This window comes from Herbidospora mongoliensis, assembly GCF_001570545.1.
GTDB classification, from domain to species: domain Bacteria; phylum Actinomycetota; class Actinomycetes; order Streptosporangiales; family Streptosporangiaceae; genus Herbidospora; species Herbidospora mongoliensis.
The window spans coordinates 44904-59990 of record NZ_BBXD01000018.1; the positions used below are offsets into that span (position 1 = coordinate 44904).

At 72.7% G+C, this 15087-nt stretch carries 7 protein-coding genes (1 of these 7 cut by a window edge); all 7 read right to left on the reverse strand.

Annotated features, from left to right (window positions below; translation table 11 throughout):
- Tightly spaced (each overlapping or abutting the next), the 7 genes in view from AW272_RS26520 to AW272_RS26550 form a layout consistent with a single transcriptional unit that may run on beyond the window.
- Positions 1–873, reverse strand: coding sequence for an ABC transporter permease (locus AW272_RS26520; protein WP_083958701.1), 873 nt, complete (start codon positions 871–873; stop codon positions 1–3).
- Positions 866–1705, reverse strand: a complete 840-nt coding sequence (locus AW272_RS26525; RefSeq protein ID WP_066370565.1) for an ABC transporter ATP-binding protein — start codon at positions 1703–1705, stop codon at positions 866–868. The genes AW272_RS26520 and AW272_RS26525 overlap by 8 nt, the downstream gene beginning before the upstream one ends.
- Positions 1702–2883 (reverse strand): Zn-dependent hydrolase, encoded by a 1182-nt coding sequence (locus AW272_RS26530; RefSeq protein ID WP_218011082.1) that lies wholly within the window; start codon positions 2881–2883, stop codon positions 1702–1704. The genes AW272_RS26525 and AW272_RS26530 overlap by 4 nt, the downstream gene beginning before the upstream one ends.
- Entirely contained in the window at positions 2880–3812 is a 933-nt protein-coding gene (locus AW272_RS26535) for an ornithine carbamoyltransferase (RefSeq protein WP_083958703.1), read from the reverse strand. Before AW272_RS26535 ends, AW272_RS26530 begins: the two co-directional genes overlap by 4 nt.
- Complete coding sequence (locus AW272_RS26540; RefSeq protein ID WP_066370569.1) at positions 3799–11349, reverse strand: non-ribosomal peptide synthetase; 7551 nt, start codon at positions 11347–11349, stop codon at positions 3799–3801. Before AW272_RS26540 ends, AW272_RS26535 begins: the two co-directional genes overlap by 14 nt.
- Positions 11346–14540 carry a non-ribosomal peptide synthetase gene (locus AW272_RS26545; protein WP_066370574.1) on the reverse strand — a complete coding sequence of 1065 codons (3195 nt, stop codon included), beginning with the start codon at positions 14538–14540 and terminating at the stop codon, positions 11346–11348. Before AW272_RS26545 ends, AW272_RS26540 begins: the two co-directional genes overlap by 4 nt.
- On the reverse strand, positions 14537–15087 hold the final stretch of the coding sequence (locus tag AW272_RS26550; protein WP_066370576.1) for a non-ribosomal peptide synthetase. The gene runs 9031 nt beyond the window's last position; the window shows 551 of its 9582 coding nt (coding positions 9032–9582); its start codon lies off the right edge, out of view — the gene reads right to left on this strand; its stop codon occupies positions 14537–14539. Before AW272_RS26550 ends, AW272_RS26545 begins: the two co-directional genes overlap by 4 nt.

Below are 15087 nucleotides of genomic sequence, written 5' to 3' on the forward strand. Positions count from 1 at the left end.
TCACTTGGTGTGGTTGTCGCGCCAGCGGAAGGTGAGCAGGCACAACGCGAGGCCGCCGATCATCCAGGCCGCGAGGACCAGCGCGACCTTGCCCAGTTCGTAGCTGCCGGTGACTTCCAGGACGGCGGCCTCGGGGCCGAGGAAGACCGAGCGCATGCCCTGGCAGAGCCACTTGAGCGGGAAGATCCCGGAGGCGTTCAGCAGCCAGTCGGGGACGTCGGTGTGCGGGATGAAGGCGCCGGAGATGAACTGGAGCACCACGAACGGCAGGGTGATGACGGCGGTGGCGCTGCGGGCGGAGCGGGGGACGCTGCTGGCGGCGATGCCGAGCATGGTCATGGCGGCCAGGCCCAGGACGAACACCCAGGTGAAGGTGAACCAGGTGCCGATCGTGGAGGGGAGATCGAGGTCGTAGAAGGCGACGCCGATGCCGAGCAGGATGGCGATCTGGATGACCGCCACCACGAAGACGCTGCCGACCTTGCCGATGAAGTAGGCGCTGGGCGGCATCGGGGTGGCGGCCAGGCGGCGCAGGCCGCCCAGGTCGCGTTCGACGGCGATGGCGATGCCGAGGTTCTGGAAGCTGACGGCCATGATGCCGGTGCCGATGAGGCCGGCGGCGTACACCTGGGAGACGGTGACGTCGAGGCCGTTGTAGCGGGTGGTGAAGATCGACGCGAGGATGATCAGCATCACCACGGCGATGGAGAAGACGAAGGCGATCTGGTCGCGTTCGCGGAAGAACATCCGCGTTTCCAGGGCGGTGCGGACGAGGCCGAGGCGAAGGGCGCGGGCCGGTTCCACCCGGGGCATCCGCGCGGGCGGCCGGCTGCTCGACGGCTGTGCCGCGGTCAGGGTGGCGGGCTCACTCATTCTCGGCTCCGATCAACTTGATGTAGACGTCTTCGAGGGTGGGGCGGCTGACGGTGAGGCCGGTGATCTCGCCGTGGGCGGCGTACAGGTCGGCGACGGCCTTGGCGGGGGTGGCGGTGTCGAGGGTCTGGAGACCGTCCTCGCCGATCCACTGGACGGTGCTGACGGCGGTGGCGCGTCCGCCGAGGGTTTTGGGGGTGCCTTCGGCGACGATGACGCCGCGGGCGATGACGGCGAGGCGGTCGGCGAGGGTCTCGACCTCGTCGAGGTAGTGGCTGGTCAGCAGGATCGTGGTGCCCTCCTGGGCCAGGCCCAGGATGAGGTCGGCGAACTTGCGGCGGGCCTCGGGGTCCAGGCCGGTGGTGGGTTCGTCCAGGAACAGGAGTTCCGGGTCGCCGATGATGCCCAGGGCGACGTCGAGGCGGCGGCGCTGGCCGCCGGACAGGTGGTAGACCTTCTTGCCGGCGTGTTCGGTGAGGCCGACCTGGTCGATGACCTGCTCGGGGTCGCGGGGGTGCTGGTAGTACTGGGCGAAGTTGCGGGTGATCTCGGCGACGCTGAGCTCGGGGGCGTCGGCGGTGCTCTGCCAGACGACGCCGATGCGGTCGCGCCAGGAGTTGTGGGCGCGGCCGGGGTCGACGCCCAGGACCTCGACCTCGCCGCCGTCGCGGTCGCGGTAGCCCTCCAGGATCTCGACGGTGGTGGTCTTGCCGGCCCCGTTGGGGCCGAGCAGGCCGAAGACCTCGCCCCGCTGGATGTCCAGGTCGATCCCGTCCACCGCGGTGGTCTTGCCGTATCGCTTCTGCAAACCTCTGACCCGTACGGCGGTCATTGCCGCTCTCCTCTCGTCTGGTACCAGGCGACCACCGTGTCGAGCAGGGCTTGGCAGCCCAGCACGAGCTGACGGTCGGGGGTGTGCTCGGCCGGGGCGTGGCTGACGCCCCCGGTGCTGGGCACGAACAGCATCGCGGTGGGGACGTGCCTGCTCAGGACGCCGGCGTCGTGGCCGGCGAAGCTCACCATGCTTGTCGTCGGGACACCGAGGTCCGCGCAGGTCCGGCCCAGCAGGTCCCGCAGGGCGGGGTCGAAGCGGGACTCGGGTTTGCTCGACAGCGGGGTCACGGCCGCCGTGCAGCGTTCCTCGCGGGCGGCCTCCTCGGCGCGGGCCGCCAGCCGTGCGGCGGCGAGGTCCAGGGCCGCGCGGGTGGCGGCGCGGAACTCCACCACCAGGCGGGCCTCTCCGGGGACGACGTTGGGCGCCCCCGGGAGCACCTCCACGCAGCCGACGTTGGCGACCATCGAGGGGTCGGCCTCGGCGGCCACGTCGCGGACGGCGATGAGGATGCGGGCGGCGGCCCGGCCGGCGTCGGCCCGGCGGTCGGTCGGGGTGGTGCCGGCGTGGTTGGTCTCGCCGGTGACCACGACCGTGTGGCGGTCGATGCCGACGATGCCGTCCACGACGGCCAGGTCGAAGCCGGCCGCCTCCATGCGGGGGCCCTGTTCGATGTGCGGTTCGAGGAACGCGGCGACCCGTTTGACGTGGTCGCTCGCGCAGAACGCGGTCGACCCGGTCAGGCCGCCGGTGCTCGTGGGGGCGGCGCCTTCTTCGTCCCAGAAGCTGACGATCTCCAGGCAGCGGGCCGCCGGGTGGCCGCTCTCGTGCAGGGCGCGCAGCGTCTCCAGCGCGGCGAGCACCCCGTAGGCGCCGTCGAGCCGGCCGCCGCCCGGGACGGTGTCGGTGTGGGAGCCGGCCAGCAGCCAGGGGTCGCGTCCGCCGGGGGCCCGGCCGAAGATGTTGCCGGTGGGGTCGCGCCAGGTGACGCAGCCCGCTTCGGCGATGCGGGCGCCGAGCCAGTCGCGGGCGGCCAGGTCGGCGGCCGATCCGGCCACGCGGTCGACGCCGCCGTCGAGGCGTCCGCCGATCGCGGCCAGGCGGGTGATGTCGGCCAGGAGCCGGTCGCCGCGCACGGTGACCCGGGTGGCCTGCGTGTCGAGGCTGGGGGTCGTCACCACCGCGCACCGCCCGCCCATTCCAGGACGGCCATCGCGCTGTAGAGCTTGTTCTCCGCCTGGGCGAAGGCGAGGCTGCGGGGGCCGTCCAGGACGCTCGCGGTGACCTCCTCGCCGCGGTGGGCGGGCAGGTCGTGCAGGAAGATCGCGTCCGGCCAGCGGGCCAGCAGGTCGTCGTCGACGCGGAACGGGGCGAAGACGTCTCGCCAGTCCGGGTCGGGTTTGGTGGTGCCGGTGGTCTGCCAGCGGGTGGTGTAGACGACGTCCACGTCGGCGGGCAGGTCGTCCATGTCGTGGCGCTCATTGACGTGGGGGAAACCGGGGGGCAGGCCGTATCCGGGCGGGGTCCGCAGGTGGAGCTCGGCAGCCGGGTAGCGGTTCAGCGCCAGGGTCAGCGCGGTCGCGGTGTTGTTGCCCTCACCCACATACAGCACGCGGAGCCCGTCGACCCGGCCGAAGTGGCGCTGGAGCGTGGTGAGGTCGGCCAGCGCCTGCGTGGGGTGCTCCTCGGCGCTCATCGCGTTCACCACCGCCATGCGCGGGTGGGCGGCCAGCGCCGCCATCTCGGCCACCGGCCCCGCGGTCCGCACGACCAGCAGGTCGAGCATGCCGCTGAGCACCCGGCCGGTGTCGGCGATCGTCTCACCGGTGTTGACCTGGAGGTCGCCGGGCCCGTAGGAGATCAGGCCCGACCCCAGGCGCAGGGCCGCGCTGGAGAAGGCGGTCCGGGTCCGGGTGGAGGTGCGGGTGAAGTAGATCCCCGCGACCCGACCGCGCAGCACCCCGGCCAGCTCCGGATCGCCCGCCGCGACCCGCTCGGCCATCACGGCGCCACGCGCCACGAGGTGGTCCAGGTCGGCGGGCGGGAGGTCGCCGAGGGTGAGCAGGTTGCGCGGCCGGGTCGCCAGTGCGGCGTCAGCGGTCGTCATGGTTCACCTCACTGGTGACACGGGCGAGCGTGTCGACGTAGGGCGGATGGAACAGTCCCCGGTGGCTGCTGCCGAGCCGGGTGACGGTGAGCCCGCGCAGCGCGAGCTCACGCCAGCGGGTCAGATAGTCGGAGTAGGGCAGGTGACCGGTCACGCTGTGCTGCCCGCTCGCGGCGTCGTCGCTGGCGACCAGCCGGACCTTGATCGGCAGCGGCGTGAACCGGTAGGCGGCGGTGGCGGCGTCGAGGGTCCGCCACAGCCGGATCTCCTCGGCGAGCGCGGCCAGGTCGTCGCGCCCGGCGGCGATGCCGAGATCGTTGAGCAGCCGCTGCGCCCGGTAGCCGGTCAGCCCCCGGGCCAGCCGGTTCGTGCCGGGGTCGGCCAGCAGGCGCTCCAGCTCGTCGAAGGTCTCCGCGCCGACGTGGCTGCCCGGGATGTCGGTCATCGGGTCGGCGAGCGTGAGCCGCTCCGGGGGCCGTCCCTGGGCGGTGAGGCGGCGGGCCAGCTCCCAGGCGATGACGCTGCCGGAGGACCAGGCGAACAGCCGCAGGCTCCCGGCCGGGAGATGCCGCAGGTAGTGGTCACTGAGCGCCGCGATGTCGGCCGCCCGTTCCAGGTCCGGGACGGCCAGCGCCGTGACGGGGACCTTGAGGCGCTCGGCGAGCGGCAGATACCAGTGGGAACTCCCGCCTGCGGGGTGGATCGCGATGATCGGTCGGCCCTCGGCCTTGTTCAGCGGGAACAGCGGGCTCGTGGCGGTGTCGATTCGGCTGTCGACCCGGCTGTCGACGCGGGCGGCGATGGCGCGGAGCGTGCGCAGTTCGAGGATGTCGGCGGCGCGGAGCCCGACGTTCTGCTCGCTGGCCAGGCCCACGGCGCGGAGCATGAGCAGGGAGTGTCCGCCCAGGTCGAAGAAGTCGTCGCCGGTGCTGACGTCCCGCTTGAAGATCATCCGCCAGATGGCGGCCAGGGCGTGTTCGGTGGGGGTCTCCGGGGAGACGGTGTGGATGCGGGCCGGCGGAGTGGGCGAGGGGAGCGCGGCCCGGTCGAGCTTGCCACCGGGGGTGACGGGGATGGCGTCGATCATGACGACCCGCCACGGGATCTGAGGGGCGGGCAGACGCTCCCGCAACCAGGCGAGCAGCTCCTCCTCGCGTCCGGCGCTCGCTTCCCGCGCGACAGACGTGCCCTCTTCCTGGTCCGCTTCCGTGCTCTGTGCGGCGTGCGATGTCTGTTCAAAATGGGGTTCTTTTACGGCTTCCGCCCACCCGCCCGGCCGTCTCGGTGTCGTGGCCGGTGAGGCAGACACCGCGTAGGCCACGAGGTGACCGTCCACGGGGACGGCGACGGCGGCACGGACGGCAGGGTGGGCCGCCAGGACCGCGGCGGTCTCACCGGGTTCGACGCGGTGTCCCCGGATCTTGACCTGGTCGTCGGTCCGCCCGATCAGATCGAGGTCACCCGATTCCAGGACCCGCCCCAGGTCACCCGTCCGATACATCCGGGAGCCGGGAGGCCCGTCCGGGTCCGGGACGAACCGTTCGGCGGTCAGCGCCGGACGCCCCCGATACCCCCGGGCGACCCCGCCGCCACCGATGACGACCTCGCCGGGCACGCCCTGAGGCGCGGCGTGGAACCAGCGGTCGACCACGCGGACGGTCGCGCCCGGCATCGCCCGCCCGATCGGGACACGCTCGCCGTCGCCCAGCTCTTCCGGGTTGATGGCGGTGTGGACGGCGCAGGCGACGGTGGCCTCGGTGGGGCCGTACTCGTTGACGAGCACCGAGCCCGGCGCGGCGGCCAGCCAGCGGCGGGCCAGGGCGGTCGTGAGGGTTTCGCCGCCGATCAGCCACGTGGTGGGCTGCTGCGGGGTGGTGGCGAGGATCTCCAGGTGGGAGGGGGTGAGCTTGACGAACCCGTAGGGGGCGCCGTCGGCGAGGAGCTTGCCGAGGTCCTCCGGGCGATCGGGCAGGATGTGCACGCGCTCACCGGTGACGAGGGGGACGAAGAGAGCGGTGACCGCCATGTCGTAGGCGGGCGACGAGATCAGCGGGGCCGAGCCCTTCGCGGCCGCTGTCCGGATATATCCGGATAGGTTGCGGTGGCTGACCTCCACCCCCTTCGGCCGCCCCGTGGAGCCCGAAGTGAAGATCACATAGGCGAGACTGTCGAGGTCTACCTCCACCGGATCGATCGGCTGCGCCCGGCCCCAGGTCGACGTGGAAAACACCGTCGATGCTTCCGACAGGTTGTCCCAAGCGGGGAGAGGGGCCACGGCTCCCGCGTCAGACAGGTCGCCCCAGGTGGGGGACTCTCCGAGAGGGCCCACGGCTCCCGCATCAGACAGGTCGTCCAGGGTGGGGGAATCGCCGATGACGGCGACGGCTCCCGCGTCAGGCAGGACGTCTGGGGTGGGGAGATCGCCGAGGAGGGCGACGGCTCCCGCGTCGGTCAGGACATCCGAAACTCGTCGGGCCGGCCACGCAGGGTCGATGGGGAGGTAGGCGGCTCCGGTGTACCAGACGCCGAGCAGCGCGGCCACGAGGTCAGGTCCCCGCCCGAGCCGTACCCCGACGACCTTCTCCGGCCCGGCGCCCGCCGCCGCGAGCAGCCCGGCCACGCGCCGCGCCCGTTCGTGCAGCGCGGTATAGGTGACGGTCTCGGTCCCTCCCTCAGCGACCGAGACCGCCACGGCATCGGGGGTCCGGAGGACCTGCGCGAGGATCGAATTGGGCACGGAGCCCCGCGATTCCGGCGGCGTGCTCTGGGTCGCTTCGGCGGTGAAGCACGGGATGAGGGTGTCGCCTTCAGGGTCGTCGGCCATGGCGGTGATGACGGCTCGGTAGGCGTCGGCCAGGTGGGTGGCGTGGTGGCGGCTCAGGGAGCGGCGGTGGGTGGTCAGGGTGAGGACGCCGTTGGAGGTGGTGACCATCAGCGGGAACTCGTTGGGGACCTCTCCGACGCTCTCTCCCAGGTCCACGACCTCGGCGTCCACCATGTGGAAGTCGAGGTAGTTGAAGAACACCGGCAGCAGTTCCCGGCCGTCGCCCCAGCGGCGGGCCATCTCCGGCAGCGGGAAGCGCCGGTGCGGCCACAGTGCGACCTCGGTGGCGAAGACCTCGCGGACCAGGTCCCGCCATGTCCCGCCCTTCAGCGCGAAGGGGAAGGGGACCATGTTCAGGAACATGCCGTGGACGCGGTCGGCCCCGGCGGCCTCCGGGCGGGCGTCGCACAGCAGGCCCGTGTGGAAGGCGGTGTCGGGGGTGCACCCGGCCAGCACCTTGAGGTGGGCCGCGAGCAGTACGCTCTTCAGCGGCACTTGGGCGGTGGCGGCCAGCCGGAGCAGTCCCTCATACGCGCCGAGCAGGTCGACGTGGATCTGGTCGACCTCGCCGTCGGCGGCGGGGTCGCCCCAGGCGTCGGGGATGTCCCAGCGGCGGTGGTCCGCCAGCACGCCGGCCCAGTGGGCCTGGTCCTCGACCGAGTCGATGGCGGCCAGTTCGGCGGCGACGAAGTCGGCGTGCCGGACGGCCACCTGCTCGGTGCTTCCCTCACCCGTGAGGAGCTCCATCAGCAGCTGGTGGTGGCTCCAGCCTTCGACGATGACGTGGTGGAGGGTCATCCACAGCCGCCAGCGGTCGTCGGACTCGACCTGGACCGCCAGACGCATCAGCGGCGCGGCCGGCAGGTCGAAGCGGGTCTCGCGCTCCTTCGTGAGGCGGGCCTCGACGGCCGCCGCGCGGGCCTTCTCGGGCAGGGCGCGCAGGTCCTCCACCTCGATCGGCAGGGTCGCCGCCGCGTGCACGAGCTGGAGCGGGAGCGAGTATCCCGCCAGGTGGACCGAGGTGCGGAGGTTCTCGTGCCGGGCGGTCGCCGCCTCCGCCGCGGCGCGGAGCGCGGGTTCGTCGAAGGGGCGGTCGTGGACGGAGAAGCTGACCACGTCGTGGTAGTACTGCCGGTCCGGGTAGAGGATCGACTGGTAGACCATGCCGGCCTGGATCTGCGACAGCGGGTAGGCGTCGGTGACGCCCTCCGGCAGACGGGCCGCGTCCTCGGGAAGCAGCAGCGCGAACGGGGCCACCGGCGGCTGCTGCTCGGCGGCGGGACGCTTGTCGGCCAGGGCGGCGAGCCGGGCGACGGTCCGGCGTTCGAACAGGTCGCGGACGCTCACGTCGAACCCGGCGGCCCGCAGCTCACCGATGACGGCGACCGCGCGCAGGGAGTCGCCGCCCGCCTCGAAGAAGTCCTCGTCGACACCGCCACGTCCGAGGGCGCGGGTCCAGGCGGCCAGCATCAGAGCCTCGGTCCTGGTACGCGGCGCGCCCGCCTTCTCCGGTTCCGACGTCTCCGGCGCGGGCAGGGCCCGCCGGTCGACCTTCCCGTTCGGCGTCAGCGGCAGCTCGGGCACGACGAGGAAAAGAGCCGGGATCATGTACGGGGGCAGTGACCGCGCGCAGTGTCCGCGCAGGTCACCGACGTCGTTCCGCGAGGCGTCGGCTTGCGGAGCCGCGGAGGCTCGCAGCACGACATAGGCGATCAGCCTGGCCTCGTGAACGGCCACGGCGGCCCCGGCGACAGCCGGGTGGCGGGTCAGCGCGGCCTCGACCTCGCCGGGCTCGATGCGGTGACCGCGTAACGCGAGCTGGTCGTCGACGCGACCGAGGAACTCCAGGGTGCCGTCGACACGGGTGCGCGCACGGTCGCCGGATCGGTAGCGGCGGGAACCGGGCGGCCCATACGGGTCGGGCACGAACCGCTCAGCGGTCAGGCCCGGTCGGCCCAGGTAGCCACGGGCGACGCCCGCGCCGCCGACGTGCAGGTCACCGGCTACACCGGGCGGGGCCGGGTCGCCGTAGGCGTCGACGACGACCGCGCTCAGGTCGGCCAGCGGCAGGCCCACCCGGCTGCCCTCGCCCTCCTCGACCCCGGTGACGTCGTGGGCGGTGACGTGCACGGTGGTCTCGGTGATGCCGTACATGTTGACCAGCCGGGGGCCGCCGGTCCCGAACCGGGCGAACCACGGTGCGAGGGCGGCGGTGCCGAGGCGTTCGCCACCGAAGACCACCAGGCGGAGCGCCAGATCGGCGAGCCGGCGGTCGTCCCGCCCGGCCGCCGCCACGAGCCCGCCGAACGCCGACGGCGTCTGGCTGAGCACGGTCACCCGCTCCGCGACCAGCAGGTCCAGCAGCTCGTCGGGGGCCCGCGCCACATCGGAGGGCACGACGACGACCCGGCCCCCGGTCGCGAGCGCGCCCCAGATCTCCCACACGGAGAAGTCGAACGCGGCGGAGTGGCAACAGGTCCACACGTCATCGGCTGTGAACCCGAACGATCCCTCGGTGACGGTCGGCAGACGGGCCGCGTTCCGATGCGTGACGACGACGCCTTTGGGCGCACCGGTGGAACCGGAGGTGTAGATCACGTAGGCCGAGGAGTCGAGATCGACGACGGCACGTGGGACGCTGGAATCGGCGACTGGGTCGGCCCCGCGCGAGGCGTCACCGGGCTCCGCGCCGGACGTCACCCACAAGTCCTGGGGCGCCGGGCGCGCTCCCGTTCCGCTCAGCACCACCTGCGACGGGGTGTTCACAGCAGACGTTGAGCCTTCACCCGCAAGGCCCGGGTCGCCCGGGAAGAGGACTTGATCCATGGCGGTCAGGTCGTCAACCAACTGGGCCGGGCGGCTCGCAAGGATGTCCGGCTCGTGTTCGGTGCTGCCCGCTGTGTCGAGTACAAGCATCGGGAAATCCGCGAAGCGAGCGGCCAGGTCGGCATCGGTGATCATCAGGCGGGCACCCGCGTCGGTGACGATCATGTTCAGGCGGGTATCCGGATGCCCCGGGTCCAGCGGGACATAGGCGGCGCCCGCGAGCCAGACGCCCAGCAGGGCCGGGACGAGGTCAGGTCCCCGGGGAAGGCAGACCGCCACCCGGTCCTCCGGGCCGATGCCCTCCGCGCGCAGCCGGGCGGCCAGCCCTTCGGCCTTCGTCACGAGGGCCGCGTAGGACAGCGAACCCCCTTCGGTGGTGATCGCGATCGACTGGGGGTGCGCGAGGGCGTACCGAAGAATTCGGGCCGGGATCGGTGTGGGGTCAGGCGATTCCGCGAGGGGCGGGACCGTCGCCGGGGTGTGGGTGATCGCGGAGACCGGGCGGGACGGGTCGGTGGCGACCTCGGTCAGGACGCGGTTCAGGTGGTCGACGAGGCGCTCGGCGGTGGTGTGGTCGAACAGGGCGGTCGCGTAGTCGAGGACTCCCGCCAGGCCGCCGTGCGCGGTCTCCTCGAAGTGGAGGTTGAGGTCGAATTTGGCGACGGCGCCCTCGGTCAGCAGCGTCTCGGCGGTCAGGATGCCGTAGTCGCCCGAGCCGGACTCCTCGTTGTGCAGGCCGAACATCACCTGGAACAGGGGGTGCCGGGACATGTCGCGGCCGGGTTCCAGGTCGTCGACCAGGCGCTCGAAGGGGACCTCCTGGTGGTCCAGGGCGTCCAGGACGGAAGCTCGGGTCTCGGCCAGCAGGTCGCGGAAGGCAGGGTCGCCGCGCCACGTCCCCCTGATGACCAGGGTGTTCACAGTGAAGCCGATGACGCGGGCCAGCTCGGGGAGGGTGCGTCCGGCGACGGGGGTGCCGATGGCGATGTCCCGGCGGCCGGTCAGCCGGGACAGGAGGGTCTGGAAGGCGGTCAGCAGGACCATGAACAGGGTCGCCTGGTGGTCGCGGCCGACCTTGCGCAGGCGTTCGGCCAGCCAGGGCGGCACGTCGAACTCGATCTTGGCGCCGGCCCAGTCGCGCACGGCGGGGCGCGGGCGGTCGGTCGGCAGGTCGAGGGGGCGCAGGCCGGTCAGGCGGTCGTGCCAGTAGGTCAGGTCGCGGTCGAGCGCCCCGCCTTCGGTCAGGCGGTCGCGCTGCCAGGCGGCGTAGTCGGCGTACTGGATCGGCAGGTCGGGCAGTCCCGAGGCCGGGTCGGGCTCGCCGAGGGCGTAGCCCAGGTAGAGGGCGGGCCATTCGGTGTCGATGACGCCCAGTGACCAGCCGTCGAAGGCGATGTGGTGGTAGACGGTGATCATCACGTGGTCGTCGGGGCCCAGGGTGACCAGCCAGACGCGTAGCGGCCAGTCGCGGTCGAGGGCGAACGGGGTCCCGGCCTCGCGTTCGAAGATCTCCATGGCGGCGGGCAGGCGCTCGTCCTCCGGCAGCGCCGACAGGTCGGCCGTGCGCACCTCCAGCGGTCCTGCGGGGTCGATGACCTGGGTGTCGTCGACGTAGCGGGTGCGCAGGATCTCGTGGCGGGCGACCATGGCGTCCCAGGCCTGGGCGACCGCGACGGGGGAGAGGTCGCCGCGCAGGCGCATCGCCATCGGCACGAGGTATTCGGGGCTGGCCGGGTCGAACTGGTGCAGCAGCCACAGCCGCCGCTGGCCGAACGACAGCGGCAGCGGCGCCGAGCGGTCGGCCGTGGGGATGCCCTGGCGGCGGCGCCGGTTGCCGGCCAGCCGCCGCCTGATGAGCTCCTCGCGCAGGTCCCCGTCGACGGTCATGACGGCTCCTCGCGGGCGAGTTCCGCGTGCAGTTCGTCGTGGGTCATGCGGTCGATCTCGGCGCGTACGGCCGCCTCGACCTCCTCCGCCAGCGCGGCGACGGTGGGGCCGGCGAAGAAGACGCGGAACGGGAAGTCGACCTCGAAGCTGTCGCGCAGTCCGCCGATCATCCGGATGGCGCTGATCGAGTCGCCGCCGGAGGCGAAGAAGTCGTCGTGCGCGCCGGGCTCCGCGCCGCCCAGGACCTCCGCCCACAGTTCGGCGATCACCTGCTCGGTCTCGGTCTCCGGCGGCCGGGACGCCGGACCCGCCGCCGGGTCGGGCACCGGCAGCTTGGCGGTGTCGACCTTGCCGTGCGGGGTGAGCGGGATCGTCTCCAGCGTGACGAAGGCCGAGGGGACCATGTACTCGGGCAGCCGGGACCGGCAGTGCGCGAGCAGGGTGTCGAAGGCGGCCTCCCCGGTGGTGTAGGCGAGGAGCCGCTGGTCGCGGGCGACCACGACGGCGTCTCTGACCAGCGGGTGCTCGCGCAGGACGGCGGCGATCTCGCCCGGTTCGATGCGATGGCCCCGGATCTTGACCTGGTCGTCCACACGCCCCCGGAACTCCAGCACACCGTCGGTGAGGGCGGCCAGGTCCCCGGTCCGGTAGAGACGTCCGCCGCCGGGGGCGGGCACGAACCGCTCGGCGGTCAGGGCGGGGCGGCCCAGGTAGCCGCGCGCCAGGTGCCCGCCGGCGATGACCAGTTCGCCCTCGACGCCCGGCGGCACCGGCTGGAGTTCCTCGTCCACGACCGAGGCGGTGATGCCCGGGAGGGGGGTGCCGATGGGGACCGTCTCGACGTCGGGGCCCAGCACCGTGACGGCCTGGCGCAGGCAGCCGACGGTGGCCTCGGTGGGGCCGTACTCGTTGACGACCGGGGTGTCGGGGTCGAGTTCGCGCCAGGCGCGGATGCGGGCGTAGGGGAGGGCCTGGCCGCCCAGGACGTACCGGCCGCTCAGGCGGGCGGCCTCCTGCGGGCTGAGCTGGTGAGTGAGGAGTTCCAGGTGGGAGGGGGTGAGGTCGATGAAGGCGTGCGGGCCGCAGTCCGACAGGGCGCGGCCGAGGTCGGCCAGGTCGACGTCGTCGGGCACCATCGCGACGTGCCGTCCGTTGGTCAGCGCCGGCCACAGGCCCGGCACGGAGATGTCGAAGGCGACCGACAGGAACAGCGGCACCCCGCCCTCGCCCTGGTGGTAGCTCGCCGAGTGCTTCACGTATTCGGCCACCGCGTCGTGCTTGATCATCACGCCCTTGGGGCGGCCGGTGGAGCCGGAGGTGTAGATGACGTAGGCGAGGCCGTCGGGGTCGTGCGTGACCGGTTCGACCTCGGGCCCGGCGCCCAGGCCGGGCACGTCGACGACCGTCAGGCCGGGCGTACCGGAGAGATCGTCGGTGACCGGTTCGCAGAGCACCACTTCCGCGCCCGCGTCGGCCAGCATCAGCCGCCGCCGCTCCACCGGGAAGACGGGATCCATCGGCAGGTAGGCCGCCCCGGCCAGCCAGCAGCCGAGCAGCGCCGGCATCAGGTTCTCGTGGCGGCCCAGGTTGACCCCGACCACGCTCTCCGGCCCGGCTCCTTCGGCGCGCAGCCGGCCCGCCACCCCGTGGGCGCGCTCGATCAGTTCCGTGTACGTCAACCGCCCGCCGGGAAAGGTCACCGCCGTGGCGTCGGGGGTGAGGCGGGCCTGCGCCACGATCGCGTCGGGCACCAGCAGGTCGGGCGGCTCGGCGGCGACTTCGAGGGTGGAGACCTCGTCCGGGCCGAAGATCGGGGCCAGCGACACGACCGCCGTGGGGTCGGCGGCGACCAGGTCGAGCAGCCGGACGTACCGCTCGGCCATGGCGTCGATCGTCGGCCGGTCGAAGATCTCGGTGGCGAACTCCAGGCGGCCCAGCAGCGAGCCGTCGGCGACGTCCTCGACGTAGCCGCTGAGATCGAACTTGGCCATGGGGGAGTCCGGGACGACCTGGGTGGCGTCCAGTTCGTCCAGGCCGACGCGCAGCGAGTCGTCGGTCTGCGAGCCGAACATCACGTCGAACAGCGGCATCCTGGATGGATCGCGCTCCGGCTGGAGCTCCTCGACCAGCTGCTCGAACGGCAGGTCCTGGTTGTCGAGCGAGCCGAGCACCGCCTCCCTGGTCAGGTCGACCAGGGTGTGGAAGTCGGCGTCGGGCCTCCAGCGGGTCCGCACGACCAGGGTGTTGACCATGAAACCGACCATGTGGTCGACCTCGGGCCGGGTCCGGCCGCACACCACCGTACCGACGACGACGTCGCGGGTCGCGCAGTGGCGGCCCAGCAGCCCCTGGAAGGCGGCCAGCAGCACCATGTAGAGAGTGGCGTCGTGCTCCTTGCCCAGCACCCGCAGCCGGTCGGCGGTCTCGGCGCCCACCCGGAACGGGACGGTCCCCCCGGTGCCGCCGCGCAGCGCCGGGCGGGGCCGGTCGAGCGGCAGCCGCAGCCGGGGCAGACCGTGGAGGCGGTCGCGCCAGTAGCCGAGGATCTGCTCGCGCAGGTCACCGGTCAGGCGGTCGCGCTGCCAGACGGCGAAGTCGGCGTACTGGATCGGCAGGTCGGGCAGCGTGGCGGGGACACCCTCGCCGATGGCCGAGTAGAGCAGGCCGAACTCCTCGCCGAGGACGCCGTTCGACCAGGCGTCGCAGGCGATGTGGTGCAGCACGATGACCAGCAGGTAGCCGCCCTCGCTCAGATGGGCGAGCCGGACCCGCACCGGCCAGTCGCGGTCAAGCGCGAACGGCGTGCGGGACGCCTCCTCCGACCAGGCCAGCGCCTGCTCCTCGGTCAGGTCGCGCAGTTCGAAGTCGAGCTCGCCCGATTCGTCCACGACCTGCATCGGCTCCTGGTCGACCAGGACGTACCGGGTCCGCAGGGCCTCGTGCCGGTCGGCGAGCGCCTGCCAGGCGGCGCGGACCACCTCCGGGTCCAGTGACTCGGGCATCCGCATCACGGTCGGCACCAGGTATTCGCCGCCCCCGTGGTCGAGCCGGTCGAGCACCCACAGGCGGCGCTGCCCGAATGACAGCGGCAGCGGCCCGCCGCGCGGCACGCGCGGGATCGTCTGGCGGCGGCCGGTCGTGCCGCCCGCGAGCCGGGCCTGGATCAGTTCCTCACGGATGGCGTCGGTCATGCTGAACTGCCTTTCTGCCGCTGCGCCTCGGCCGCTACCTCGGCGTCGGAGAGCCCGGCGACCTCGGCGCGGATCGCCTCCTCCACCGCACGGGCCAGCCCGGCGACGGAGGGGTGTTCGAACACGGTCCGGAAGGCCAGTTCGACCTCGAAGACCTCCTGGACGCGGGCCAGCAGCCGCACCGCGAGAATCGAGTGGCCGCCGAGCCGGAAGAAGTCGTCGTGCACACCGAACTCGGCGGTGCCGAGCAGGTCGGTCCAGACCTGGGCCAGCAGCCGCTCGGCGGCGGTGCCCGGCGGAGTGCGGGTCGCGGCGGCCGCGGGCGCGGGCAGCGCCCTCAGGTCGGCTTTGCCGCTGTGGGTGAGCGGGACGGCGGCGATCGGCACGACCCGCCAGGGCACGAGCGGGGCGGGCAGCCGTTCCCTGAGCCAGCCGATGAGCCCGTCCTCGTCGAGGGTCGTCTCCGCCGGTACGGCATAACCCACCAACCGGCCTTCGCGGGCGACCACGATCGCTTCGGCGACCGAGGGATGCTCCGCCAGGACCG

What these genes read in the sequence shown, in the direction of transcription:
- AW272_RS26520 (WP_083958701.1), bottom strand. Translation starts at nt 873, where the DNA reads ATGAGTGAGCCCGCCACCCTGACCGCGGCACAGCCGTCGAGCAGCCGG.
- AW272_RS26525 (WP_066370565.1), bottom strand. Translation starts at nt 1,705, where the DNA reads ATGACCGCCGTACGGGTCAGAGGTTTGCAGAAGCGATACGGCAAGACC.
- AW272_RS26535 (WP_083958703.1), bottom strand. Translation starts at nt 3,812, where the DNA reads ATGACGACCGCTGACGCCGCACTGGCGACCCGGCCGCGCAACCTGCTC.
- AW272_RS26540 (WP_066370569.1), bottom strand. Translation starts at nt 11,349, where the DNA reads ATGACCGTCGACGGGGACCTGCGCGAGGAGCTCATCAGGCGGCGGCTG.
- AW272_RS26545 (WP_066370574.1), bottom strand. Translation starts at nt 14,540, where the DNA reads ATGACCGACGCCATCCGTGAGGAACTGATCCAGGCCCGGCTCGCGGGC.